Origin of the sequence: Sphingomonas sp. HMP6 (assembly GCF_013374095.1) — a bacterium.
GTDB lineage: Bacteria > Pseudomonadota > Alphaproteobacteria > Sphingomonadales > Sphingomonadaceae > Sphingomonas.
In genome coordinates this window covers 1303546-1328047 of record NZ_AP022672.1, presented here as the reverse complement: position 1 = coordinate 1328047, position 24502 = coordinate 1303546, and the positions used below count along the sequence as shown (strand labels likewise).

The window sequence follows — 24502 nt, the reverse complement described above, 5'->3', positions numbered from 1 at the left end:
CATAACGCCTGAACCGGGAAGGGCGTTGACGGGGGCGGCGTGCCCCGTAAGTGGAACGTAACCCCCGTCGAGGATACGCCCATGAAGACCCGTGCCGCCGTAGCGTTCGAAGCGAAGAAGCCGCTGGAGATCGTCGAACTCGATCTGGAAGGCCCCAAGGCGGGCGAGGTGCTGGTCGAGATCATGGCGACCGGCATTTGCCACACCGACGCCTATACGCTCGACGGGCTGGATTCGGAGGGCTTGTTTCCGAGCGTCCTGGGGCATGAAGGCGCAGGCATCGTTCGCGAAGTCGGCCCGGGCGTGACCAGCGTGAAACCCGGCGACCACGTTATCCCGCTTTACACGCCCGAATGCCGCCAGTGTAAGTCCTGCCTCAGCGGGAAGACCAACCTCTGCACCGCGATCCGCGCGACGCAAGGAAAGGGCCTGATGCCCGACGGCACATCGCGCTTCTCGTACAAGGGGCAGACGATCTTCCATTATATGGGCTGCTCGACTTTCTCGAACTTCACCGTGTTGCCCGAGATTGCGGTTGCGAAGATCCGCGAGGACGCACCGTTCCAATCGAGCTGCTACATCGGCTGCGGCGTGACGACGGGGGTCGGCGCGGTGATCAACACCGCCAAGGTTCAGGTCGGCGACAATGTCGTCGTCTTCGGGCTCGGTGGCATCGGGCTCAACGTGATCCAGGGCGCGCGGCTTGCCGGGGCGAGCAAGATCGTCGGCGTCGACATCAACCCCGACCGTGAGGAATGGGGCCGCAGGTTCGGCATGACCGACTTCCTGAATTCCAGGGGGATGAGCCGCGAGGAGGTTGTTGCGGCGGTCGTCGCGATCACCGATGGCGGCGCGGATTATACGTTCGACGCGACCGGCAACACCGAAGTGATGCGCACCGCGCTCGAGGCGTGCCACCGCGGTTGGGGCACGTCGATCATCATCGGCGTCGCCGAAGCGGGCAAGGAAATCATGACGCGCCCGTTCCAGCTGGTCACCGGGCGGAATTGGCGCGGCACGGCGTTCGGTGGTGCCAAGGGCCGCACCGATGTGCCCAAGATCGTCGACATGTACATGACCGGCAAGATCGAGATCGACTCGATGATCACGCACGTCATGGGCCTTGAGGACATCAACAAGGCGTTCGACCTGATGCACGCGGGCGAGAGCATCCGCAGCGTGGTCGTCTACTGACGCATCCGCAGCGTTACGCCGATCACGCGCGGGTCGCTCGGCGTTCCGAGGATCAGACCGGAATTGCCGGCCTGGATCGTCAGATTCTGGATGTAATGCGCGTCGAACAGATTGCGTGCGAACACCCCGATCTCCAGGCCGTTCCTCGCGCGATAGTTTAGGCTCGCATTGGTCAGGTTGTACCCGTCGATCTTTGTGTAGCGCGACAGCGTCGACTCACCGGCATAGCTGCTGCGGAAGTTCGAATCGGCGTGCAGGATGAACGCGCCTGAACCGACCGGCATCGTGTAGTCGCCGCCGATCGTGGTCGCCCATTTCGGCAGGCCGGCGAGCGCGCGACCGGTCAGGTTGCACGCCTGCGTTCCGCTGGTTAGCGCTTCGAGTGGGCAGGGGCCGGCGGGGTAGCGCGCATATCTCCCGTCGGCGTAGGCAACACTACCGCGGAGCTGGAAGTTCCGCGTGAGGTTCGCGGTCACATCCGCCTCAAAACCCTTCACCGTTACCTTGGGGATGTTCGACAGATAGCCGCGCAGCGCGATCGTCTGGCTGCTATTGACGATCGTCGCCTGGAAATCGCGCACGTCGGTGTAATAGCCGGCGAGGTTGACGGTCAGGCGCTTGTCCAACAATCTGGCTTTGATCCCGCCTTCATAGGTCTGGTTTAACTCGGGCCGTACCACGGCGGTGGCGAGCGCCGGGCGATTGTTCGCGTCGAGCGGCAAGCCCGACAGGTTGATCCCGCCCGATTTGAACCCGCGCGCATAGCTTCCGTAAAACAACACTGTGTCAGTCGCTTGCCATGCGAGGTTGGCGCGACCCGACAGATTGCTCTCCCTGTCGCGCGCGGCATAACTTTGTCCGCGCAAGACCCCCAGTTGCGCGTTGATCAGCGTCGCACTGGTGACGGTCGGGCCGCCAAAGGTGAAGGTGTCGTAGCTCCCGTCCTTCACCTCATAGGTGTAGCGCAGCCCCGCGCTTAGCGTGACGCGCGGCACGATCTTGTAGGTCAGCTCGCCGAAGCCTGCGTAGCTCTCCTGGCGGAGGCGTGTGCTGCCATCGGTGCCATAGCCGTCGAGCAAATTGGCCGGCACCGCGACTGCCGCAGCGCCGGTGCCGGCACTGGTGCCGATCAGATAGCGTGCGCCCGCCGGACCGTAGATGCTGATCGGTCGCCCGCTGATCGCCTGATCGAAGACGTAGAGCCCCGCGACATAGCCGAGCCGATGCTCGCCGTTCGAAGCGAGGCGCAGTTCCTGGCTGAACTGGTCCTGCCGGGAGGGAATATGCTGCGTGATCTGCACCGGGATGCCGGTGTAATCGCGGTCGTTCGCTGCGTCCCAGTTCCAGAACCGCCACGCGCTAACCGAGCTCAGCGTCCCGATCCCGCCGAGGTTCCAGTGGGCGATCGCCGATACGCCGCCCTCATTGGTCTCGACGCCAAGCGCCGCATCGATGTCGGTCAGGCGATCGTACGGGTTGGTGCTCGGCGGGGCATAGCCGAATTGCGCAGCAAGCCCGTTCGGCCCGCCATATTGCCGTGTGGCGGAGCGTAGTGGGCTGACATCGGCCGCGCGCAGATAGACTTGCGTGCAACACGCGCTTTGGAAATTGGTGAAATCGGCGGTTAGCCGCAACTGGAAATCGGAGGTTGGCTTGAACAGCAATTGCCCGCGCACCGCCTGATTGCCGATGCCGTTTTGATCTGCGCCGGTGCGCGTGTTGTGGATCACGCCGTCACGCCGGGTAATGAGCCCGGAGAGCCGAAACGCTACGCTGTCGCCGATCAGCGCCCCTGTCGCCGACGCCCGCGCCTGCACAAAATCTGCGTTCCCGACCGAAAGCTCGGCGTCCATATGAGGCGTAAAGCTTGGCACCTTGGAGGTTATGCTGATCGCGCCCGCCGTCGTATTTTTGCCGAACAGCGTGCCTTGCGGCCCGCGCAGCACTTCGATCCGTTCGATATCCGCGAAATCGAACGCGGCGGTGGCGGGGCGGGCGTGATAGACTTGATCGACGTAGAAGCCGACGCCGGGCTCCAGCCCGTCATTCGCCTGGCTGACCGCGACGACGCTGCTGCCCAGGCCACGGATTGTGAAAGCGGTGTTGCGCGGATTGGCCGAACTGTAATTGAGCGCGGGGACGAGCACGCTCAATTGCTGTGTGTTCACCGTATAAGAGCGCCGGATCTGCTCGTCGTCGATCACCGACACCGCGATCGGGATTTTTTGTACGTCCTCTGCTCGCTGGCGCGCGGTGACGATGATGATGTCGGAGGTCGCGTCACCGCCCGGAGGCGTGGCAGTCGAGGCATCTTTCGCAAACGCGGAAAGCGGGTAGCAGGCTAGCAGCGCACCTGCAGCGGTTCCCGCTAACATCGTCGATCGCATGGGAATCCCCGTTGTGGCACCGTGGTCGCGCCGGCGACTCGCTATATACCGAGGGATATAGAGATTGAAAGTCGATGGTACGGAAGCCACGTCGATGTGAGGGAACGGGCGGCCGGATCCCGGTCGATCTAGCCCTTGTGACCTTGAGCGATGCTCGCGATAGGGAGCGTTGCTATTGCCCGGTCGCTCCGCGCGTTGAGAGTTTCACCCACACGATGCGCCCTTTCCTGCTCCTGCCCGTCGCCGTGCTCACGATTTCCGCTCCGGTGTTTGCGCAGCAGGCCGCGCCGCAACCCGATGTCCCGGACATCGTGGTGCTCGGACGCCCGTTGCCGCCGCCGCCCGGCGTTCCGGCTTATGGGTCCGTCACGATCGAGCGCGCTCGGCTAACGGGCGACGCATCGGGCCGGGTCGAAAACGTGCTCGCCGATGTCGCTGGGTTCCAGCAATTCCGTCGCTCCGACAGCCGATCGGCAAACCCGTCGGCGCAGGGCGTGACGCTGCGTGCGCTGGGCGGCAATGCCTCAAGCCGGGCGCTGGTGCTGCTCGACGGCGTGCCGCTGGCCGATCCCTTCTTCGGCTATATCCCGTTCAATGCGCTCTCCGCCGACCGGCTGTCGAGCGTCCGCATCACGCGCGGCGGCGGCGCGGGTGCGTTCGGCGCGGGAGCGGTTGCGGGTACGATCGAACTGGCCAGCGCGACCCGGCGCGATCTATCGCAATTTTCGGGGGAAGCATTTTACGGCAGCGCCAATGCGGTCGAGGCCGCGGGTAGTGTCTCGCCCGATGTCGGTGGTGGCTTCGTCAGCGCATCGGGCAAGTTCCAGCAAGGCGATGGTTTCTTCACCACACCGCCCGCGCAACGTTCCGCCGCCACCGTGCGGGCGCGCTATCGCGACTGGTCGGGATCGCTACGCGCGGTTGTGCCGATCGATGCGCAGACCGAGCTGCAGGCGCGCGGTCTGCTGTACCGCGACAACCGCACGCTGCGCTTTGCCGGGGCCGACAGCAGCTCGGCAGCGCAGGATGCCAGTGTTCGGCTCATCCATCGCGGGAGCTGGGCGGTGGATGCGCTGGCCTATGTCCAAGCGCGCAACTTCACCAACCGCGTCATCAGCGCGACGAGCTTCAAGCTCACACTAGACCAGCGCAACACGCCCGCGACCGGCGTTGGTGGCAAGATCGAGCTGCGCCCGCCGGTTGGACCGGATCATGTGCTGCGGGTCGGGGTCGACGCGCGGATCGGGGAGGGCGTGCTGTATGAGGATGCCTATGCCGCGACCGGCCTGGTCACGACGCGGCGAACCGCGGGCGGGCGGACCAGCACCGCCGGGCTGTTCGTCGAGGATGACTGGACGCTCGGTCGTTTGGTCCTGACCGCCGGGGTGCGCGGCGACCGCTGGACGATTACCGACGGTTTCTTCCGCGAAGCGAACGCGGCGGGTGCGCCGACTACGGACACGCGCTTCGCCGACCGGAATGGGGTCGAGGGGACCGGGCGGGCCGGCGCGCTGTTCCGCGCGAGCGACGCGGTGCGGCTGCGCGCGGCGGGCTATACCGGGTTCCGCTTGCCGACGCTGAACGAACTGTACCGGCCGTTCGTCGTCTTTCCGATCACGACGCAAGCCAATGCCGCGCTCGGTTTGGAGCGGTTGCGTGGCGTGGAGGGGGGAGTCGACCTCACTCCGACGCGCGGCGTGTCGCTCGGGCTCACCGCCTTCTACAACCGGCTGAACGGGGCCATTGCCAACGTCACGATCGCCGCCAACACGCGTCAGCGCCGCAATGTCGACGCGATCGTCGCGAAGGGCGTGGAAGTGACGGCGCATGCCGCGCGCGGTGGCTTCTCGCTGGATGCCACTTATGCGTTCAGCGACAGCAAGGTCCGCGCTTCCGGGGCTTCGGCGGCGTTGAATGGATTCGCGCCCGCGCAAAGCCCGCGCCATGCGGCAAGCGCGACGCTGGCCTGGGAGGGCCATCGGTTTGGCGCATCGCTCACTGCGCGCCACGTCGGTCGGCAATATGAGGATGACCTGCAGACCGATATCCTTCCCGCCGCGACCACGCTGGACGCGGTCGTGAAGCTGCCGCTCGGCGCGCATCTCGCGCTGATCGCGCGCGCGGAGAATGCGCTCGACGAGACGATCGTCACGCGCAACGCGGGCGGGTCGACCGACCTTGGCACGCCCCGTACGCTGTGGATCGGGCTGCGCTTCAGATGATCGGGATGCAGCCGCGCGGTCCGCTCGCGGGCTTCGGCGGCATATGGGCAGCGACCCGACTTGGTGATAGGCTCGCCGCGATGGTCGGACATTCTCTTTCTCGGCGTGATGCCCAGCCGCTGCGGTGCTGGCCTGACCAAGCTCGATAAGCGCGTCCAGGCGCTCGCCGTCTGCTTGTCCGGCGTGGCCGGCTATGTCGATGCCGTGGGTTTCCTGCACTCGGGCGGTTTCTTCGTGTCGTTCATGAGCGGGAATTCGACGCGTCTGGCGGTCGGCGTCGCGCATTGGACGACGGCGGCGGGGATGGCGGGCGGGTTGATCCTGAGCTTCGTGGTCGGTGTCACGCTCGGCTCGCTGTGCGGATCGATCGATGAGCGACATCGCCGTTCGATCGTGCTGGCGCTGGTCGCCGCGCTGCTGGCGGGTGCGGCCATGGCCGGGACCGCGGGGAGCACCGTCTTTTCCTTGGCCTTGACGGCCCTGGCGATGGGTGCGGAGAATGCCGCGTTCGAACAGCCCGGCGGCGGCAGTATCGGGCTCACCTACATGACCGGCACACTCGCCAAGATCGGGCAGGGCATTGCCGCGATGCTGCGCGGGACCGGCGGGCTCGAATGGCTGTCCTATGTCGCCTTATGGGCGGGCCTCGTTGCGGGCGCGATCCTCGGCGCGGCGGTCTATGCGCAGATCGCGATGGCGGCGCTATGGGCGGCGGCGGGCGCGTCGGCGATCCTGGCGCTCGTCGCCCGACGATTGCGCGTTGGTTAGGCAAATCGTCGTATCTCGCACCCCGGCAAGCGTGGTATGATCACGCCACGATACCGGAGGATGACATCATGACTGACCATTCAGCATCGGCCAGCGCGCCGATCCGCCACATCGTCGTGCTCGGTCACCCCGAACCGGGCAGCTTTAACCACGAAGTCGTCGAACGCTATTGCAAGACGGTCCGCGAGATCGGCCATAGCGCAGTGGTGCGCGATCTTTACGAACTCGATTTCGATCCACGGCTGCGCGCCAACCGCCGGCCTGGCCATGCCGATGGCATGTCGGCTGACGTCGCGCACGAAATCGGCCTGTTGCGCGATGCTGACGTGCTCGTCTTCGTCTACCCGATCTGGTTCGGCATGCCGCCTGCGATCATAAAGGGCTATGTCGATCGCGTGCTTGGCGTCGCGCTGACGCCGACCGACATCCGCGATCATCACCCGGATTCGGTGCTGGCGGGGAAATGGTTCGGCACTTTCTCAAGCTCGGCCACAACGCGGATCTGGCTCGACGAACATGGCCAGATGGAATCGATCCGCCAGGCTTTCGACCGCTATCTGATGGGCATTTTCGGGATGCGCGATGCCGGCCACGTCCATTTCGGCGCGATCGTCGATGGGATGGACGCCCGTTTCGTGCGCGAAAGCCTGTATGAGGTGGAAGAACAGGCGCGCAAGATTTGCAGCACCGCAGGTGCCGCGCGGCATGCGGTCAAGGCGAAGGAAGCGGTCGCGACCCTGACGGGTGACTGACCCGGACGACCAAAGTCGCCGACCCTTGAAGCAAAACCACGTGGATATCGGCGGGCCTGGGTAAGAGCGAACCGTGCCGGGCTCGGCTCGCTGCGCTAGGACCAATGGAAACAGGCGACCGTCATGGGCCGCAATTACGCCTCCACGCCGTTCAGCGTGTCGCTGACGCCGTTACCGTGGGCACCATCGCCCGATGATCGCTTGTGACGTCGACATCTCCGCCGTGCCCGCGGGAAATCACCGCGCGGGCCTGTTTGAGGTGGGGTGCGTCGATCATCTTGCCGTCGAGCTGGAGCGCGCCCACGCCAGGTGCTGCCTCGAACGCCGCCACGATCCGCAGCGCCCACGCGCGCTCCGCTGCATCGGGCGTGAAGGCCGCGTTGATGACGGCGATTTGCTTCGGGTGGATCGCCATCATGCCGCTGAAGCCGTCGCGCCGTCCGCGCGCGGCATAAGTGGCGAGGCCGTCGAGATCATTGAAGGCGGGATAGATCGTCTCGATTGCGGGGACGCCGGCCGCATGGGCGCCGAATAACATGAGTGAACGCGCGAGTTCGATCGGCGCGGTATAGCCGCCGTCGGGCAGGCGCGCCGCGGTCGCGCCGATCGCCGCGGGCAAATCCTCCGCACCCCAGGTCAGCCCGGCGAGGTGGCGGGCGACGGTTGCGTAGCTGCCGAGCCCGAAGATCGCGCGGGGCGTCTCGGTCGCGATCGGCAGGATCGGAACACCGGTCAGTCGCGCGGCGAGTCGGCTGACGTCATCGGCATGCTCGGCCTTTGGCAGGACGATGCCGTCGGGCCGATGTGCGCCGATTGCGGCGAGATCTGCGGCGTGATCGGCCCCGTCCGCCGGATTGACGCGGACGAACAGCGCAGGCCCGGTCCGGTCCCCGGACAGCCGCGCTGCGATGGCATCACGCGCGCGGCCCTTATTTTCGGCGGTGACCGAATCCTCCAGATCGAGGATCAGCGCGTCGGCGCCGGAGGCAGCGGCCTTGTCGAATCGCTCGGGCCGGTCACCAGGCACGAAGAGCAGCGATCTGAATGTCATGAGGCGATCCTTGCCGCGAGTTTCTCAACCCGGTCGTCGATACCGGGAATCGTTTGGCTTGTCTCGTCGGGCCTGCCTTGGCGACGTGCGTGCTGCGACCGATCGCCATATGCCGAGCACCGGCGGCAGTACGACGTCAAGCCATCATAGCTTGCAATGCTGCGGGGCACGGCGGCGCCTTATACAGCAACACGCCCCACCCACATTTGCATCGCTATTTCACTAAATCCCTTAGCGATACTTATTAATGTAACATAGCTCGCTCATAGGCGCCTGGACACGTCAAAGGGGCACCACCATGAACAAATCGACACTTTGCTGCGGCTGCGCGTTAGTCGCGCTGGCCTTTGTCGCTCGTCCTGCACAGGCCCAGTCCAGCCCGCCTCCGAGCGACGCGGCACCGACACCGACCACTTCGGGCGACGTCGATGAGCCCGCCGACATCGTCGTCACGGGCTTCCGGGGCAGTCTCCAGCGTTCGTTGACCATCAAGCGCAACGCTACGGGCATTACCGACGCGATCACCGCTGAGGACATTGGCAAGTTTCCCGATCTGAACATCTCGGAATCGCTGCAGCGCATCCCGGGCGTAACCCTGGACCGCAACAGTTTCGGTGAGGGGCAGCAGATCAATTTGCGCGGTCTCGGCCCGACGTTCACTCTGGTCGAGATCAATGGCGTAGCCGGCACCTCGAACAATGATGGTGGTCGCTTTGGCGGCAGCTCGGGCGGCGGCGGCCGTGGCTTCAGCTTCGAGATTCTGCCCGCCGAGCTCTTCACGAGTGCGGTCGTCAACAAGACGAGCCTTCCGTCACTGACCGAAGGCGGACTTGCCGGCGTGGTCCAGCTGGAAACGCCGCGTCCGCTATCGCAAAAGGACGGTTTCCATATCTCGGCATCGGCGATCGGCAATTACAGCAACATCAACAAGCAGGTCGATCCGCGCGGATCGGTCTCGCTGAGCTATCGGCCCAGCGAGAGCTTCGGGATTACGGCTTCGCTCGCTTATGCCGACACGACGTTCCGCTCCGACACGATCGAGGGCGGCAGCTGGCGCGCCTTCTCCAACGCCAATACCGGGCCGGTTAAGGCAACTGCGGCCGTGGGCGCTGCACTGAACGCAAACGGCCCGCGCTACTATTACTTCCGCGATCACCGGAAGACGCTCGGAACCACACTCGCGATCCAGGCACGGCCCAGCGATACGTTGGAACTGACGGTCGATGGACTCTACGGCAAGCTCAAAAGCGATCGCTTGGCCCTTCGCGACGACATGGCAATTGAGGGCGGCGCGAACGCGCCGACCAATACCGTCATCGAAAACATGGGCGGTAGAGACGTCATCACCAGCGGCGACTTCACGAACATCCAGCAGCGCGTCGGGGCCAATTTTTACAAAACCGACGAAAGCTTCCTGCAGCTGTCCGGCAGCGTCAAATGGACACCGGCCAACGCGTGGACCATAACGCCGATGGTTGGCTATTCGCGCCGCAAATCCGATCGTACATTTGACCTCTATTCCTTCCGCCTCGCCGACGGCGCGGGTAAGTTCGATCCGGGCGTCGTGAGTTATCAAGCACGCGGGAACTTCCTCGATTTCAGTTCGACCGCGACCGACTTCATGAGCAATCCCAACAATTTTCTGCTCAACACCTTCGCCTTCCGCCCGACGAGCGACAAGGACAGCGAATTTTCGACCAAGCTCGATGTGGAGCGGACATTCGATTCGGCACTCAAGAACGTCCGCTTCGGCGCGCGCTACTCGGATCGCAATGTTACGCGTACGGCCTCCGACACACGGCTCAATCGCGCGACAGGCGTGGCGACGAACGCGCTGCCCTCGCTGGCCGTTGTCGGCGCGCTCGTTCCCTTCCATGTGAGCGGCGGGGGAACGTCGGTTCCGAGCCAGTTGATCTCGGTCGACGAGGCACTCGTACGCAGCATTTACCTGCCCAATGGCATCAACGGGACACCGCTCGCGGGAACCACGCTCCGGGTGATGTCGGCAGCGGCGCCTGCGCAAAGCTATGACGTGACGGAGCGGACATTCGGCGCCTATGCGCAGGCCGAATTCGGCACGGACACTTTGAATCTGGTCACCGGCGTCCGCTTCATCCACACCAAACAGCTGATCAGCGGGTTTCAGGTCGCCAATGCGAACCAGGCCAACCAGCAAATCACGCCGGTCAGCCTCTCCAGCGCTTATTCTTCCTTTCTGCCGAGCATGACTGCCCGATGGGAAGTCACCCGGGGGGTGATCTTGCGGGCAGCCTATGGTCGCACGCTGACTCGCGCGAACCTTGGCGATTTGGCCCCATCCGAAAGCTATAACGGCATCGATGAAAGCGGCGGCAAGGGCACGAAGGGCAATCCGGCGCTGACGCCTTACTCCGCCGACAATTTTGATGTTGGCGGCGAATGGTATTTCAGTCGCGACGGCGTGTTCGGGGTGAACGTCTTTTACAAGGACATAAAGGACTTCATCGACACAAAGACCTTCGTCGAAACCCGCACCTACCCGCGGCAGGCCGATGGTGTGCTGGTCAGTGGGCCGATCACCTTCACCCAGCCGGTGAACGGTGTGTCCGCGAAGATCAAGGGATTCGAAGTCACCCTTCAGTCGCGCCTCGGCCTCATCACGCCGGTGCTGAAGGATTTCGGCTTGGTCGCAAACTATTCGTATACCGATAGTTCCGCTAACTTCGGCCAATCGAACGATGTCCGCAGCCAGGGGCTACCCGGCCTTTCGAAGAATAGCTATAATTTGGTCGGCTATTACGACAACGGCCGGTTCGATCTTCGATTCTCATACTCTTATCGGGCGCGCTACCTCGCGCAGTTCAGCGATGACTTCGGCATTCCGCGCTTCACCGATCCTTATGGTCAGCTCGATTTTTCCGCCAATTACGACATCACCGATCATGTCTCGGTGCAGTTGCAGGCCAACAATCTGACCAAGGCGCAAGCCGTCAACAAATCGACCGACCTCTATTTGCCTTATAGCGTGGCCGAGCTTGACCGGCGCGTGCTCTTTGGCGGACGCGTGAAATTCTGATCGGAGCAACGTCCGTCTGATCGCTTGAAGGCAGCCGAGCGGCGATATCGCCGCTCGGCTGTCATGGTTGCTGCCATATAGTGATGCCATAATGTGATCATGTTTCTCGACCTCGTCCTGGCAGGCTTGATCCTGATCGTGGTGGCGGCGGCAGGGTATGGGCTTAAGCAGCGCCGCGACGACCTGATCGAGCGTTTTGCTGCCCGCAGGCAACTCTCCTGGCTGATGCTCGGTGCCTCCATGGCCGCGACAACGACATCGGCCGACACACCTTTGCTGGTGGCCGGCGCGGTGTATGCCGACGGTTTGCCCGGAAACTGGTTCTGGTGGGCGAGCGCGCCCGGCGTTCTCGCCACGCTGTTCTTCTTCGCGCGATTGTGGCGACGCGCGGGGGTGGTGACCGAAGTCGAGATCATCGCGCTGCGCTACGACAAGAACGCGACGACCCGACGTTACCGCATGGTCAAAGCGGTCTTCGAGGGACTGATCGTCAACGCCCTGATCCTCGGCTCGAATGTGTTTGCCTTCGGGCTGGTTCTGGCCGCCATGGTCGATCGGCTTGGCGCGTCCGCGCTAAGCGGGCTGGCGGGTGCGATCGTGGTCGCTTGTCTGCTCGCGGCCGGAGGCTATGCGCTGCTGGTCGGCTTTCGCGGATTGGTGAAATCCGGTTCGGTGGAATTCGGTATCTCGATCGTCGTCTGCTTCGTTCTGGCGGGCATCGCCGTCGCGGGGTTGCCGCATGGCTTTGCCAGCCTCGCCACGCTGTCAGCAGCCCGAAGCCACGATCCCGTGTTCGCGCTCTGGCCAGCACAGGACTGGCTTGCTCCAGTCATTTTGCTCGTTTGCAGTTGGTGGCACAGCGCGCCGGGCAAAGGCATGCTGGTGCAGCGCATCGCCGCATCGCGCGATGAAAGTTCGGCGATGCTGACGATTCTCGCATTCACGTGCCTGCACTATCTCGTACGGCCCTGGGCATGGTATCTGATCGGCGGTGCCGGATTGATCTATTTGCCGCACCTATCCAATCCTGAAGCGGTGTTTCCGAAGATGGCCGCGCTGCTGTTGCCGTCAGGTATCTTCGGTCTGCTGGCGATGGCGATCGCGCTGAGTTTTATGGCGAGCGTGAACAGTCGACTGAACTTCGGTGCCTCGCTGATCGTCAATGATGTCGCGATGGTGCTTCGCCCGTCCGCTTCGCCGCAAGCGCTGAAGCGTGTCGAAGCCGGCGTGATCCTGCTGCTGTGCTTAGCGGCCTTCGCGGTCGGCACATCTTGGGCGTCGTCTGGCATTCGCGCGCTCTATCAGTTCCTCACTATGATGCTGGCGGGGACGGGCTTCGTGGCGATCGCGCGCTGGTACTGGTCGCGAACCACGATCTGGAGCGAGATTGGCTCGCTGGTCAGTGCGATCGTCGTTGCGGCGATTTCCTTGTCCTGGGCAGATACTGGCCGGCCGCTGGATTACGCCCTGACACTGGGCTTCAACTTTGGCGTTGGTGCGATCGTGACGCTGCTGGCGGCGTTCCTCGGCCCCGCCGCCGATCGCGACGTTGCTGCCGCCTTTTACCGGCGCGTGCGGCCGGCAGGCCCGGGCTGGAGCGCGTTCGCGGAAGGGGCGAGCGGACAGCTTGGTCGTCTTTTCTTGCAATGGCTCTTTGCCAATGGTGCGCTATTCAGCGGAATCTTTGCGGGTTCGCGCGTTCTGGGCGGAAACATCCCGCAGGCAGCCGCTTTCGCCGCGCTCGCTATCGCCTGCCTTGCGGCGCTCGCCTTCAGCTGGCGCTCCGCTTCGTCAGCGGCGCCGACTGATGCCCTCGAACAGCCGGGCAACGGGCAAAGACGCGGCACCGATTTCAAGGCAGTCGGCCGCGGGGTCGACGATGATCTGCGGAAGCGGGGCGGAGACGCCGCTGAATGCCCGTCCTGAGAGTTGAACGCGGTCAGCCAGTGCTTTGCGGATCGCGATCGGCATGCGCCCAGCGAACACGATCGCTTCGGGGTCGATCATCGCGCAGACCGGCAGAAGGGCCTGCTCAATCATCGCGACGTTGGCCGTCAACCAGGCTGCGAGAGCGCCATTCCCGTCTGCAAGTGCCCGTGTCGCGGCCGCTTCGAGTTCGTCGTCGCTGGACAAGCCCAGGCACATGACCAGGCTCTCGGTCGAAGGCCGGACGTGCGGCGTGCGCGGAAACAGCCAGGCAATTTCGCCGGCATTGCCCATGCGGCCGCGCAGCAGCTTTCGGTCCACGATCGCGCCGCCGCCGAGGCCGCGCGTCATGATAAACACGAAGAAATTGTCGAACTGCGCGCCAACGCCATGCACCAGATGACCAGCCGCTGCTGCCCGGCCGTCATTTTCCACGATCACCTCGATCCCGAATCGTTCGGTGATGCGCGTGTCGAGATCGAGCTGCATCCAGCCATCGACGTCACCACGACGGACGACGCGCTGCACGGCGGGATCATAGAAAAAGCCCGATTGCGAGACGCCAAGCCCGAGCAGAACAGCGTCCTGGGGAACATGACGCAGCGTCTCGGCTACCAGCGCCTCGCTGGCTTCGCCCGACGGTTCGGCCCGCAGGAAATCGCCATGCTTCTCGATCCGCTTGGTAACACCCTCGACGAGATCGCTGATGACGCAGGTGATCCGGTCATGCTCCAGGACCAAACCGAGCGACACGATGCGCCCCGGCACGATGCCCAATTCGATCGCCGGTTGCCCCATGCCGCCGGTATGACGGCGTGCAAGCTGGGAGACATGGCCTGACGCGATCAGTTCTTGGCCGATGCGTGTCATAGATTGCGGCGAAAGTCCGGTAGCCTGCGCGATCTCGGCGCGACTGGCAAATTTCGCCGCGTTAAGCGCGCGCAGCACCGCCACGTGCCCGGAATGCCAGCCAATCTTCTCCCAGGCATTCATTACCCGGCGCGGGGAATAGCTCATCGCGCCGATCATGGATTGTGGCCCAAGAGACAGCAAGAATAATTGCGTTCCTGCCGTTGAATTTAAATACCGCTACGGTATTAAGATGCCATGTTAGCTTCCGCGCGAGTCTTTCGATCGATTTTGCCGCTGGCGATAACCATGGCTCAGCCCGCGACCGCGGAGCTCCCGGCGGGCGCGTTTCCGCTTGGCAAATCCGACCTTGCAGAAGCACGATCGCGCGAAACGCTGGCCGCTGGTGTTACCCATTACCGTATCAGCCGCGGTTCCGCCGACCGCAATTCCCCTTGGGTCATGACCGCCGGCGTCGCTCGAACTGCGTCCGAAAGAGCGAGGCTTCGCGCTTGCGTTCGGGCTGCGGGCGCTGAGCCTCGTATGGAAACCTATCGTACTACCGGACGACGTCCCATCACCTATGTCGAAGTCATAGGCGGCAGCTATCCCAACGAGGCTTCGGCGAAACTGGCCGCTCAGCGTCCGAATGGCTGCGCGCTCGGCACGCGCGCGGTCGCGGCGGCACCTTACCAAAGCACTGGGCCCTGGCGCCTCAGCATCGTCGAAATTGATCCGGCGATCTACCGGGGACGCCTGTTTTCGGCAAGCGGCACCGGACGCGTTGCGGGCCGCACGACGACCTCGGAAATTGCCCGCCGGTCTGACGCACTCGCGGCGATCAATGGCGGTTTCTTCGCGATGTCCGCGGACGAAGGTGTCGTCGGCGAACCCGCCGGCATATCAGTCGTGGCGGGCCAGGTGCAAAGCGAGGCCACGCTCGGCCGTCCCTATCTCATGATCCGCGATCGGCCCCGTGTTTCGGCCGAGATTGTTCCTTTCCCGCTGCCCTGGCCCCGGGTCAAATGGAGCGATGGTCGCACCTCCCAGATCACCGGCGTCAATCGCCAGCCGGGACAGGTTCGGGATTGCGGGACGATTGGACCGCCACAAAACCGCCTGCCGGCGCAAGACGAAACCTGCACCGTCGCTGACGATCTTGTGGCGATCACGGATGCGGCAGGATTCGAACCTGCGGCGGCTGGTGCTTCGACCGCGACTTTAAGGCCGGACGGCCACCTGGTCGAAGGCAAAGCAGCTTTGCCCGGGAGCGTCATACTCGTCGGGATCGGCCGAGGCGCGGCAGACCTGCGCGAGCGACTGGCATCCGGTGTTAAGGCTCGGCTCAATCTGGGCTTTCAGGACCCTTCGGGCCGTAGCGAGCCTGGCGCGCTCTATGCGGTCAATGGCGCGCCCTTGCTCCTCTGGCACGGCAAGATGGTTCGCAACGATGAAGCCGAAGGCTGGGCTGTCCGTCAGCGTTCCTCGTCACGCCTGAAATATGTCCATCAGTGGTCCACGCTGCGCAATCCGCGCACAGCCGTCGGTGTGGGCGCGGACGGCCATATCTGGCTGGTCGTCGTCGATGGCCGGGAGTTCGCCGAAGCCAATTCCGTATCGGCGCGCGCGAGCGTGGGCCTGTCGATTGAAGAGTTACGGCACGTGATGCACTATCTGGGTGTGCGGGACGCCATCAATCTCGATGGCGGCGGCTCTAGCGCCATGGTGATCCGCGGCAATCTCGTGACGCATCCGTCAGATTCAACCGGAGAACGCGCAGTCGGCGATGCGATTTTGCTAGTTCTCGATGCAAAGACATCCCGTGAAGGCGAGACGATAGATTCTAACTGAAGACTGCAAGATTGTCGCGCATGCCTACGGTTATCAAGTTACCTTGCCGAGATTGCGATAATTTATCCGCCAAGAGCGCCCGCCAGAGGGCGTCACGAGCAGATCAAGCCCGTGGCTATCGCCACGCTCGTACGCCTTATCGCGACTCTTCGCCGCTTTGATCGTCACGACCGACAACGTCGATGGTATCTGCCATCTAAACGGCCGGGATATGCCATCAAAAATACCGTCGGATTGTTGAAATGCAGTGGTATTTGGCCGATCCAACTGGGATGATTATATTATGAAAAATCGTAGAAAAAAGCCATCCACGGCACATCTTAGGATGCAGTGAGAAGACAAGTTGGTGACCCCTACGGATACCGTTGTGAAATTCCAGGAACCATCATTACGTCACAGCCTCTTGATATTGTTGCGAATACCTGAAATCTGTTGAGCCAATGCGTCCCACAGTTTTCCGTTAAATACGGATCAAAGTGTGGGACTTGATGTGGGACTTCATTTCGGAGTTTCAGATGGCGTTGACGACTCTCAAGGTCAAACACGCAGGCCCCGGCAGTCACGCACGTATCAACGTTGAGGCAGCACGGCAGTGGCGACTTAGCGCCCACTTCAGCCCGTTCCCAGCTTTTGGTCTGCAGCTTGGCGTCGCGCGGCCGCACGACGACGCCCTCCCCGCCTGTGGTGCGGTATCCGGGGGCGTCGTCCGGGATGTCGGCTGCGCTCGGTCCCTTGCGCCCGCCCGCATTGTGAAACCGAGCATGCGTGAGTGCCAGCGCGGCGTCGCATTTCGCGGCAAAGGCCGGATGGTGCGCGCGGCGGTGCTGGACCACGCCGTATTTCAGGCCGGTGTGGCGCGCGGACAGGCGAATATTGCCGGTGCGTTCGAGTGCTTTCAGGAAGGCGCGGTTTTGGAGCACCTGTTGGCGGGTGAAGCGACGTGGCATGATGCGTTGGTCTGCTTTGATATCCTACATTTCAAGCCAGGTCGGACCGAGCCGGCGCGCGTCCCCGCTACATCTTCGTGAACGCGCGCAGGATGACGATCTTTCCGCCGCGCCATATTTTGGCGCTTTGTACGGGTGCGGTGCCAAGCTGGCGCTGCGCCGTGGCCAGATCGATGACTTTCGTTCCGTCAATCTCGAGCAAATAATCGTCGCGCAGAATGCCCAGACGTTCGCCGGGCGTGCCCGCATCGACAGCACCGACATAGAGCCCTGATTCCACGCCGGCCTGCCGCATCTCTTCTGCGGTGAGCGCGCGCGCCGATATGCCGAATGCGGGCTGGGGCATATCGAGCGTAATGCTGCCCCGGCCCACAGCCGAAAGAGTGGCAAAGGCATCCGCCAGCTTCCTCGCCACGTCGGCGTCGCGCGCGCGAAACCAGAATGTTTTTTGGTCCGCCGCCTGTGCCGCGGGACCGACCTTTATCGCGAAGCGAAATGGCTCCCGAAGTTTCGGGAATTGAACGATTTCAACACTGCCGATGTCCGCGATGTTGACCGACATGTCGACAAGCGTCGGGATCGCGCCCGAAAAGGCGACCCGCGTCTTGCTCAAATTGACCGCCTTCACTTTGCCATCGACGAGTGGACTGTTCAAACAGCTGACGCTCGCCGGATCACCGACGATTTCCGCGCACCACGAAACATATGCGTCGGTGTTCTCGCCAAACGCTTTTCCCACCGCTTCCATGTTGGGCAGCAAACTTGGCTGATAGATCACGGGAACCGCGTCCCGCCTGATTTTGGGAAGATGCTCGCCGGCCTGCGCCGGGGGAATGAGCGCTAGCCCGACGGACAGCGCCCAGAGAATTGCCGGCACCTGACGACCGAACCAGCTCGCGATGCCCATCTTATCCGCCTCCGCTCAACCGTGCCTGCATGATCGGACCGTGGACCAGGTCGACGAGGCGGAATAGCCAATTACTCGAACGCTTCGGCTTATAGGGCCCGGCCACACGCAATCTCATCGTTTTGGACCACCCTTTTGTATCACTAGGCGGCCGCTAAGTCGATGAAATGTGTGTCACCTGCAGAAATCCTCACTTCTTAAAGGAGAATGGTGACCCCTACGGGAATCGAACCCGTGCTTCAGCCGTGAAAGGGCCGCGTCCTAACCGCTAGACGAAGGGGCCGTGCCGGGGATGTGCCCGGGTGCGGAGGGTCGGTTAGGCGTAGCAGCGGCGCTGGTCAAGCGCTGTGTGCAGGGATTTCTTCAATCGGCCCATGCCGCGTCATCCAGATGCAGCTCAGCGGCGGGGCGGGCGCCCCAATCGTCGATCTTCGCACGCCCCGCCAGCCACAGTTTGCGGTGCGGTGGTGCGCCAAGCAACGCTTGCCCGAGCGCGGTGTCGGCCTGGCGGAAGGCGACGGTCTTGAGCGTACCGCCGCCGTCTCCGCTGACGATTGCGCGGACGTGGCCGTTGCCGACGACATCGGCCTTGATCACGCGCACCGGCCCCGCGACGACGCGCGGTTGCGGCCAGCCCATGCCGTACGGCCCGCCCGCCTCCATCGCCGCCACCAGCGCCGGGTTTACGCCGCTCGCGGTCAGCACGGCATCGAGCAGCAGCGCGCGGTCGCCCATCGCGCGCGTCACGGTCGCGTCGAGTCGGCCGTTGAGGAACTCGCTGAACGCCTCGATCTGGTCCTCTGCGATCGTCAGGCCCGCCGCCATCGCATGTCCGCCGCCCGCGACCAGCAGCCCGTGCTCCTTCGCCGTCAGCACCGCCGCGCCGAGATCGACGCCGGGGATCGACCGGCCCGATCCTTTGCCGACGCCCATGTCGTCGATTGCGATGACAAGGGCAGGGCGGCCGAATTTCTCCTTCAGCCGCCCCGCCACGATGCCGATCACGCCGGGGTGCCAGCCGTGCCCGGCTACCACGATGACCGCGCGGTTGCTCTTGGTCGCGGCGATCGCTTCGGCCGCCTCCTGCACGATCCCCTCGATCGCGCGGCGTTCCTCGTTCAGGCGGTCGAGCTCGACCGCGATGGCGTCCGCCTCGGCCGGGTCGCGCGTGGTCAGCAGCCGCACGCCGAGGTCGGATTTGCCGACGCGCCCGCCGGCATTGATCCGCGGCCCCAGCGCGAAGCCGAGGTCGGTCGCGGTCGGCGCGCGCGTGAGGCGCGATGCGGTGATCAGCGCGTTGAGACCGATGTTGCGGCGCTGCGCCATCACCTTGAGCCCCTGCGCGACGAAGGCACGGTTGAGGCCCTTCAGCGCCGCGACATCGGCCACCGTGCCGAGCGCCACGAGATCAAGCAGGTCGAGCAATTTCGGCTCTGCCTGCGCCGTAAAAAACCCCCGCGCGCGCAGCGTTCGGATCAGCGCCGCGCCGAGCAGGAAGGCGACACCGACCGCCGCCAGATGGCCGTGCGCGGCCCCCTCCGTCTCATCCAGCCGGTTGGGGTTCACCAGCGCGTGCGCATGGGGCAGGGCAGCGGCGCATTTGTGGTGATCGACCACCAGTACATCGACACCCGCGACGCGCGCCATTTCGAGCGCCTCGAACGCCTGCGCGCCGCAATCGACGGTGACGATCAGGCTTGCGCCCTCGTCCTTCAAGCGCACCAGCGCCGCGCCCGAGGGACCATAGCCCTCCATCAGCCGATCGGGGATGTAGGGCCGCGCCTCCAGCCCCAGATCGCGCAGCAGCAGGATCATCAGCGCGGCCGAGGTTGCGCCATCGACGTCATAATCACCGAACACCGCCACATGCTCGCCCGCTTGCACCGCGTCGGCGAGGCGATCGGCAGCGCGGTCCATGTCGCGGAAGATCGACGGGTCGGGCATGAAGCTGCGGATGCTAGGTGCCTTGTGCGCCTCCAGCGCGTCACGCGGGCACCCGCGCGCGAGCAGCAATTGCGTGACCAGATCATCGGGCGCAAACCCCGGATCGCGCGCATCGGTCTCGAGCATGCGCCAGCGCCACGGCTGGCCGAGGATCGATTGTTTGATGTTGAGGACGTTCATGTGGGGGTGTCGTAGCGGGTTGTGGGGGCAGGGGGCAATTCTCCGCTGTGCTCGAATCGTATCCACCCCGGCGAACGCCGGGGCCCAGCCGCGAAGGTGTAGGTAACGAAGCGCAGCAACAGCCCTCGGGGTAGTGCTACTGGGCCCCGGCGTTCGCCGGGGTGGAGGAGTTTGGTTGCGTGGGCGGTGCGGGCGGTGCAAACGTCGCCAAAACAGGAGAGAGACGATGCGGTATCTGGCAAGCCTCGCAGCAGGCGCAGCATTGCTGTGCGCGACCGGAGCACAGGCAAAGGCCCCACGCTTCGCCGCCACCATCACCCGCACCACTTACGGCATCCCGCATATCCGCGCGGCCAATTGGAGCGGGCTCGGTTACGGCGTGGCCTATGCCTATACGCAGGACAATCTGTGCATGTTGGCGGAGGAATTCGCGACCGTCGCGGGGGACCGCTCGCGCTGGTTCGGACCAAAGGGGACGGCGACGCTCGGCTTCGACCGGATCGACAATCTGTCCTCGGACGTGTTCTTCCGCTCGATCGTCGATCTGCCTGCCTTGCGCACCGGCTTCGTGAAGGCGAGCCCCGCGACCCAGGCTCTCGTGCGCGGCTATGTCGCCGGCTATAACAAGGCGCTGCGCGATCTTGGGCCGCAGGGCGTGCCGGTTGCGTGTCGCGGCAGCGGCTGGGTCCGACCGATCGCGCTCGACGACATGCTGCGCCTGACGGAAAAGCAAATGCTGCTGGCGAGCTCGCTCGCACTCGCGCCAATGGTGGTGTTCGCGACGCCGCCGGGAACCGCGCAGGCGAGCCTGGCACCGAGCGAAGACCCGCTGCGTCCCCGCGATATCGGCTTCGGCAGCAACGGCTGGGCATTCGGGTCCGAAGTGACCGCGAACAAGCGCGGCATGCTGGTCGGCAACCCGCATTTCCCCTGGAACGGGCCGAGCCGCTTCTACGAAATGCATCTGACCGTGCCGGGCAAATATGACGTGATGGGCGTCACGCTGGCGGGCGGGCCGATCGTGACGCTCGGCTTCAACAAGGATGTCGCCTGGACGCACACCGTCACCGCCGCACAGCATTTCACGGTGTTCCAGCTCAAGCTCGATCCAGCCGATCCGACCGCCTATCTGGTCGATGGCAAGAGCGAGAAGATGCGCCGCATGAGCGTCAGCGTGCCGATGCCCGACGGCGCGGCGCCGGTGGTGCGGACGACGTACGCGACGCGCTATGGTCCGCTCATCGCCAATCCGCTGGCCGGGTTCGCGTGGAACAAGACCACCGCCTTCACCTTGCGCGATGCCAACCATAACAATCAACGCGCGCTCGATACCTGGCTGGCGATCGGTCAGGCGAAGAATGTCGGCGAGGTGCGTGCGGCGGTCGAACGCACCCTCGGCATCCCATGGGTCAACACGATCACCGCGGATCGCTTCGGCGCGGCGCTCCATGCCGATGTCACTGCGGTTCCCAACGTCTCGACCGCCAAGGTCAAGGACTGCGCCACGCCGCAATCGGCCGCGTTCACCGGGCGGCTGGTGCTGCTCGATGGCAGCCGCAGCGCGTGCGACTGGGACAAGGCCCCCGGCACGGCGGTGGCCGGGCTGATGCCGGCACGTGATCAGGCGGTGCTGGAACGCCGCGATTATGTCGCCAACAGCAACGATTCCTACTGGCTGAGCAATGCCAAGGTGCCCGCGATCGTCCGGTCGCCGATCCTGGGCACAGCCGAGACGACGCGCACGCTGCGCACCCGCTCGGGGCTCCTTGAGATCGAGCGGCGTCTGAGCGGCACCGACGGCTTGCCCGGCACGCAGATCGACCACGCCCGCGCCGAGGCGATGGCGTTCGCCAACAAAAGCCTCGCCGCTGAACTCGCGGTCGATCCGCTGCTGGCTCTGTGCCGCGGGCAGGATGACTTGAAGGCGGCGTGTACGGCGCTGGCCGGGTGGGACCGGCGCTACGATCTCGACAGCCGCGGGGCCTATCTGTTCTATGCCTTCTGGGATGCGGTGAAGGCCCCGCAATGGGCCGTGCCGTTCGACAAGGCCGATGCGGTCCACACCCCGCGCGATTTGATGACAAGTGGGGCGCAGGGCGAAAAACTGCTCGCGGCCCTCCGCGCGGCGGTCGCCCGGCTCGGCAAGGAAGGCATCGCGCTCGATGCGCGCTGGGGCGATGTGCAGTTCGCGGAGCGCGGTGAAGACCATATCCCGATCCACGGCGCGGCGGGTACGCTCGGCGTGCTCAACGTCCAGCAATCCGAAGTCGTGGCCGGCGGCATCGTGCCCAAGCACGGGACGAGCTATATCCAGGTCGTCGGTTTCGATGCGGCCGGCCCGGTCGCCGATGCGCTGCTCAGCTATTCGCTCTCGACCGATCCGGCGTCCCCCTATTACGCTGATCAGACGCGGGCGTTTTCGGTCAAGAAGTGGCACCGGCTGCCCTTCACCCCTGCGCAGATCGCGGCGGATGGGGGGACGAAGACGGTGCGGATCGCGGAATAGGGCCCCCCGCTACCACCCCGGCGAAGGCCGGGGCCCAGTTGAGAAACGGTTGCTGGTGGAGGTGTGCCCGATGACATCGGCCTTCGCGACTGGGCCCCGGCCTTCGCCGGGGTGGTAGCCCGCGTGGCAAAGGAGACGGACGGCCAACCCCTTACGGCTGAATCCAATTCCCCTCGCGGAACCACTTCGTCACGATATACTTAGTGCCCTTCACCACGGGCATACCCTCGTGCAGCGTTTGCTCGTTGCGGCTGCCGTCGGGGTTCATGTTGTTCCACGCGAGCAGCAGCCCGCGCTTGGGCGCTACCTTGATCCCGATTTGCGGGAACCACGTCGCGCCGCCTTCCTCGACCGTGTTGAGATAGATCATCGCGGTCCAGGTGCGCTGCCCGCCGGTCTCGATCATCTTCGGCCAATAGGGCTGCTTTTCGTTGAAATAGTCGAAATGCGCGCGGAAATGCTGGCCGATCGCATAGCGTTGGCCTTGCATCGTTTCGCCATGCACCGGATCGATCCCGAGCAAATCGGCGATCGCCTCGTCGGTCGGCCGAACCTCGGGCGACCAGCGGTCCATGTCGCAGCTTTCGCTGGTGCGGAATTCCTGGATCGTCTCCGCCGCCAGCACGGTCGATCGGCGCCGATTGGCGTCGATCAGCTTGCACAGATGGTCGCACGTCGCCGCATCGAGAAAATCGGGATGGTAATAGATGTTCGCCGTGTCGACCTTGGCGCGCTTTACCGCCGGGTTGCTTTCGAGCCGGGCAGAGACGGTTTCACCGAACAGCCGGCGCACCGGCGATGCGCCATTCGGTTTCTTTGCAAAGAGAGCCATGCCCGCGACTTTGCCTGCCCCGTTCCAAAAAACAAGGGGTCCGCAGCCATGCGCCTGCGGACCCCTGTTAGATCACCGTCTCCCGGCGCTTACCAGAAGATGTCGTACACCGTGTCGACGACATAGCCGGTGCGGATATCGACCAGCAGCGCATCGTTGTAATAGCGCACCCAACGATACGGACCGTACGCAGGGGGCAGGCGGTAATAGTCGGCATCATCGATCCAATAGTTCTGGTTGAACAGGATCGAGCTCAGCGTGAAGCCAATCGAGAAACGCCGATAGCCATAACCCCAGCCATTCGGCGCATAGTAGCGCGGTAAGCGGAAGATATTGCGGTTCTGGTTCCGGTACACATTGTAATTGTAGCGGTTGTCGCGCCGCCAATCCCGGTTCCAGTTGCGATTGTTGCCGTTCCAATTGCCGTCCCAGCCGCGATTGTAGTTGCTCGAATAGCCGCGCCGATCGTCCTGCCGTCCGTTGCGCCACGCATCCTGACGCCCGTCCTGCCGATTGTCCTGACGCCAGTCGCGCCGGTCATCACGGCGATCATCACGGCGCGCGTCCTGACGGTCGTCACGGCGGTCGGTGCGAACGTCGCCGCGCTGTCCCTGTCCGGGGTTGAAGTCCGGCCGGCCATCACGGCGCCCCTCACCGAAGCGCCCGTCGCCACCCCGCTGGAAGGGCTGCGTTTGCGGCTGCTGCGGCGTATCGACTTGCGGCGTAGCCGGCGCGCGCACCACGGCCGGTCCACCCTGGAACTCGCCACGCCCACGAAAATCGCCGCGCTGCTGCCCATCGCCGCGAAACTGCGGCCGGTCACCACGATCGGGTCGCTCGAAGCGCGGCTGCGCCTGCACTTGCGGCTGCTGGACCGGCTGCGGACGCTCCGCCTGTTGCGGACGCTGGAACTCGGCGCGTGCTTCGGGCGCGCGCATCTCGCGCTGCGGACGGTCGCCCCGCTCGCCCCGCTCGCCCCGATCGGGGCGGTCCTGTCGACCACCACGCTCCTGCATACCACCATCTTGCGCAAAGGCCGCCGCCGGGATCAACGCAGAGGCCGCCATGATCGCGGCGAGCAAAGTTTTGCGCATCGAATTGTCCTCACTCTTCGTCCGGACGTCATGTCCG

General features: G+C 64.3%; 15 protein-coding genes, 1 tRNA gene and 1 pseudogene. 8 read left to right on the top strand and 9 right to left on the bottom strand.

Annotated features, from left to right (window positions below):
* Positions 1-81: 81 nt before the first annotated feature.
* On the top strand, positions 82-1194 hold the full coding sequence (locus tag HMP06_RS06685) for an S-(hydroxymethyl)glutathione dehydrogenase/class III alcohol dehydrogenase (protein ID WP_176496389.1): 1113 nt from the start codon (positions 82-84) through the stop codon (positions 1192-1194).
* Here HMP06_RS06685 and HMP06_RS06680 read toward each other — a convergent pair.
* Positions 1188-3569 (bottom strand): TonB-dependent receptor, encoded by a 2382-nt coding sequence (locus tag HMP06_RS06680; RefSeq protein ID WP_232089891.1) that lies wholly within the window; start codon positions 3567-3569, stop codon positions 1188-1190. The two genes, HMP06_RS06685 and HMP06_RS06680, sit on opposite strands and share 7 nt — an antisense overlap.
* A 227-nt stretch (positions 3570-3796) precedes the next feature.
* Between HMP06_RS06680 and HMP06_RS06675 the strand changes: the two genes are divergently transcribed.
* The 3 genes from HMP06_RS06675 (at position 3797) to HMP06_RS06665 (ending at position 7323) form a co-directional block, all read left to right on the top strand.
* The gene (locus tag HMP06_RS06675) at positions 3797-5803 is read left to right on the top strand and encodes a TonB-dependent receptor (protein WP_176496387.1); all 2007 of its coding nucleotides are present in this window, start codon (positions 3797-3799) and stop codon (positions 5801-5803) included.
* Positions 5804-5911: 108 nt separating this feature from the next.
* Positions 5912-6571, top strand: a complete 660-nt coding sequence (locus tag HMP06_RS06670; protein WP_176496386.1) for a YoaK family protein — start codon at positions 5912-5914, stop codon at positions 6569-6571.
* Between the two features lie 68 nt (positions 6572-6639).
* Positions 6640-7323, top strand: a complete 684-nt coding sequence (locus HMP06_RS06665) for an NAD(P)H-dependent oxidoreductase (RefSeq protein ID WP_176496385.1) — start codon at positions 6640-6642, stop codon at positions 7321-7323.
* A gap of 151 nt (positions 7324-7474) precedes the next feature.
* On the opposite strand, the gene HMP06_RS06660 is transcribed toward HMP06_RS06665, so the two are convergent.
* Entirely contained in the window at positions 7475-8374 is a 900-nt protein-coding gene (locus tag HMP06_RS06660; RefSeq protein WP_176496384.1) for an HpcH/HpaI aldolase/citrate lyase family protein, read from the bottom strand.
* 298 nt (positions 8375-8672) lie between these two features.
* Here HMP06_RS06660 and HMP06_RS06655 point away from each other — a divergent pair, with 298 nt between their 5' ends.
* Entirely contained in the window at positions 8673-11429 is a 2757-nt protein-coding gene (locus HMP06_RS06655) for a TonB-dependent receptor (protein ID WP_176496383.1), read from the top strand.
* 99 nt (positions 11430-11528) lie between these two features.
* A pseudogene (locus tag HMP06_RS06650) lies at positions 11529-12791 on the top strand (sodium:solute symporter family transporter); the annotation flags it as partial.
* Positions 12792-13220: 429 nt separating this feature from the next.
* Here the strand turns inward: HMP06_RS06650 and HMP06_RS17975 are convergent.
* Positions 13221-14384 carry an ROK family transcriptional regulator gene (locus HMP06_RS17975; RefSeq protein WP_269473407.1) on the bottom strand — a complete coding sequence of 388 codons (1164 nt, stop codon included), beginning with the start codon at positions 14382-14384 and terminating at the stop codon, positions 13221-13223.
* Between the two features lie 363 nt (positions 14385-14747).
* Here HMP06_RS17975 and HMP06_RS06645 point away from each other — a divergent pair, with 363 nt between their 5' ends.
* Entirely contained in the window at positions 14748-16055 is a 1308-nt protein-coding gene (locus HMP06_RS06645; RefSeq protein ID WP_176496381.1) for a phosphodiester glycosidase family protein, read from the top strand.
* A gap of 353 nt (positions 16056-16408) precedes the next feature.
* On the opposite strand, the gene HMP06_RS06640 is transcribed toward HMP06_RS06645, so the two are convergent.
* The 4 genes from HMP06_RS06640 to recJ all read right to left on the bottom strand — a co-directional run bounded on the left by HMP06_RS06640 (position 16409) and on the right by recJ (position 20033).
* A complete protein-coding gene (locus tag HMP06_RS06640) occupies positions 16409-17002 on the bottom strand; it encodes a hypothetical protein (protein ID WP_176496380.1) in 594 nt (197 codons plus the stop codon).
* 67 nt (positions 17003-17069) lie between these two features.
* The gene (locus HMP06_RS06635; protein WP_176496379.1) at positions 17070-17909 is read right to left on the bottom strand and encodes a PDZ domain-containing protein; all 840 of its coding nucleotides are present in this window, start codon (positions 17907-17909) and stop codon (positions 17070-17072) included.
* Positions 17910-18117: 208 nt separating this feature from the next.
* A tRNA-Glu gene (locus tag HMP06_RS06630) sits at positions 18118-18192 on the bottom strand.
* 80 nt (positions 18193-18272) lie between these two features.
* Positions 18273-20033, bottom strand: coding sequence for a single-stranded-DNA-specific exonuclease RecJ (gene recJ / locus HMP06_RS06625; RefSeq protein ID WP_176496378.1), 1761 nt, complete (start codon positions 20031-20033; stop codon positions 18273-18275).
* 226 nt (positions 20034-20259) lie between these two features.
* Between recJ and HMP06_RS06620 the strand changes: the two genes are divergently transcribed.
* Positions 20260-22539, top strand: a complete 2280-nt coding sequence (locus HMP06_RS06620) for a penicillin acylase family protein (protein WP_176496377.1) — start codon at positions 20260-20262, stop codon at positions 22537-22539.
* Between the two features lie 151 nt (positions 22540-22690).
* Here HMP06_RS06620 and HMP06_RS06615 read toward each other — a convergent pair whose 3' ends face one another.
* Entirely contained in the window at positions 22691-23371 is a 681-nt protein-coding gene (locus tag HMP06_RS06615) for a prolyl hydroxylase family protein (RefSeq protein WP_176496376.1), read from the bottom strand.
* 89 nt (positions 23372-23460) lie between these two features.
* Positions 23461-24465, bottom strand: a complete 1005-nt coding sequence (locus tag HMP06_RS06610) for an RcnB family protein (RefSeq protein ID WP_176496375.1) — start codon at positions 24463-24465, stop codon at positions 23461-23463.
* Positions 24466-24502: the final 37 nt, after the last annotated feature.